General features: G+C 61.2%; 2 protein-coding genes. Both read right to left on the reverse strand.

All coding sequences use genetic code 11. The features are described from left to right. The coding region (locus AX708_RS19105; protein ID WP_067490630.1) for a heavy metal translocating P-type ATPase at window positions 1-2,234 on the reverse strand (2,234 nt) is incomplete at its 3' end. Beyond that, the coding region (locus AX708_RS19110) for a cation transporter (RefSeq protein ID WP_197426435.1) at window positions 2,227-2,570 on the reverse strand (344 nt) is incomplete at its 5' end. The genes AX708_RS19110 and AX708_RS19105, both read right to left, overlap by 8 nt.

Genomic DNA, 2,570 nt, shown 5'->3' on the forward strand with positions numbered 1-2,570 from the left:
TCCGATCCTGCTGCCCCCATGGCGATGCCGACCGTAGCACTCGCCATGGCCGGTGCATCATTGACGCCGTCGCCAACCATCGCGACCCTGTCTTCACCCGCGAGCTTCTTGATCGCGACAACCTTGTCCTCCGGCATGAGATCGCCCCATGCTTCATCAATCCCGACGTCCTTGGCGATGGCTTCGGCAACCTTTTGATGATCCCCCGAGATCATGATCATCCGGGTGATGCCCAACTCACGCAAGCGGAGCAGCGCGGATTTGGCCGCTTCGCGAGGTGTATCAAGCAGGCCGATCGCGCCGAGGTCACGATTCCCTTTTCGGACCAGCATCGTCGTTCGTCCGTTTTCGCGCAGTGACGCTATCGCGTCCTGTGCCTCCTGCCCCAGCGCCGGAATTGCGTCCTTACCGAACATTTCGGATTTGCCGATCCACACCGTCTCGCCGTCCACGGTCGCGGTAACACCCCGGCCGGTAAGACTCTTGAGATCGGCGGCATGGGGCAGGGCGCGCGCCCCCAGACGTGCGCTACCATCCCTGACGATCGCCTGGGCCAGTGGATGATCGCTCAATGCTTCGACAGCGACCGCAGTCGCAAGCAGTTCACTTTCATCAGTGCCACCGAGAGGGACGATGTCGGTAATGCGCGGGCGGCCTTCGGTCAAAGTGCCGGTCTTGTCGAATGCTATTGCCTTGAGGGAACCTAGATTTTCCAAGGGTGCGCCGCCCTTGATAAGTACACCGCCGCGCGCTGCGCGCGCCACACCCGATAGAACCGCGCTTGGCGTCGCAATGGCAAGCGCGCAGGGGCTCGCCGCAACCAGCACCGCCATCGCGCGGTAGAAGCTGTCGCGGAACGGCTCGTCGATAACGGTCCAGGCAAACAGCAACACGACCGACATAATCAGGACAGCGGCGACGAAGACCCTTTCGAAACGGTCGGTAAAGCGCTGCGTCGGGGATTTTTGCGTCTCCGCTTCGCTCACCATCTTCACGACTTTCGCGAGCGCGCTTTCACTGGAGCGGCGGGTCACCTCAATCTCGATCGCGCCGCTGCCATTGATCGTTCCGGCAAATACCCGGCTTTGCGGATCAACCATATCGGGCTTGGCGCGTGCCGCGACCACGTCGGCTACCGGTATCTTGTCGACCGGGATGCTTTCGCCGGTGACGGGCGCTTGGTTGATCGCACTCGTTCCCTTCAGGACGAAGCCGTCGGCGGGCAAGCGCTCGTTCGGACGCACGATGACGATGTCGCCGACTACCATTTGTCCGACGTCGATTTCGCTGGTCGCCCCATCGCGGCGCACCGTTGCGGTCTCAGGGGCGAGCTTCGCCAGGGCTTCAATTGCCTTCTTGGCACGGCCCATGGCATAGTGCTCCAGCGCATGTCCGAGACTGAACAGGAACAGGAGTAGTGCGCCTTCGGCCCACGCCCCCAAGGCGGCTGCCCCGGCGGCGGCGACCAGCATCAGGGTGTCGATCTCGAACTTCTTCAACCGAAGATTATCAATCGCCTCGCGCAGCGTGAAGAAACCACCGAAAAAATAGGCTGCCATATAGCAGGCGGTCGGGAGCCAAGCGGGCGGACCGGCTATCAGCTTCTCAATTGCAAAGCCGATCCCCAGCAGCGCGCCGCAGGCGAGGGCAAAGATCAGTTCAGTGTTGGGGCCCAGAAAATTAGCGTGGCTGTGATCGTGACCATCACCGGAGCTATGCCGTTCCTCAGCCGCACCATGGCTACCAGCCCCATGATCATGACCGGCATGGTCATCGGCACTGACCCGCTTTTCGATGCCAACCTTGAGTTTGCGAAGGGCCGAAAGCACTTCCTCTTCGGTGGTCTCGCGGCGATCATATTCGACCCGCACAGACCCACCTGAACTGGCGCTGGCCTGTACCACGCCGGGCAAGGCGCACAGCGCATCGCTGATCGTTCGAGCGCGACGCTCGTGGTTGATCCCCGTCGCTTGCCAGATTGCATGACCATAGCGCTCGGTGATTTCAGCGCCGGCCGCGCGCACGATTTCGCGCAAACGCGGCAATGGCAGCTTGGCAGCGTCGAAATGGATGCACAGCGCTGCTGGCGTATCGTCGTCGACACAGATGACATGCGCCCGCTCGACGCCTTCGCGCTTCGTCAGCGTTGCTACGAGACGATCGAGACATGCGTCAGCTGCGTCGGGAAGGTCGGGCAATAGTACCGGAATGTCGAGTTCGAGCTTGTCATTCATGACGACCTCCCTTCGTTGTATCGGGTTCGGTGCGTGCGTCGCGCAGGATTTCGAAGCCGCCCTTGATGGCGATGAGGGCGGTAGCGAAACCGACGAGCAAGTCCGGCCAGTTCGTACCCAGCCAGAACACCAGCACGCCGGCAATCAGGATGCCGCCGTTGGAGATGAAGTCGTTGAAGCTGAAAGTGGTCGCGGCCCGGAGATTGACGTCCGGTTCCTTGATGCGTTGAAGCAGCCGAAGGCAGAGGTAGTTTACCGCGCCAGCAATCGCGGACATCACCAGAGACTGTTTAAAATTTTGTGCTCGGCCGTGGTAACTGCTTTCAGAGGAGACCC

It is taken from the genome of Erythrobacter sp. CCH5-A1, assembly GCF_001557115.1.
GTDB lineage: Bacteria > Pseudomonadota > Alphaproteobacteria > Sphingomonadales > Sphingomonadaceae > Erythrobacter.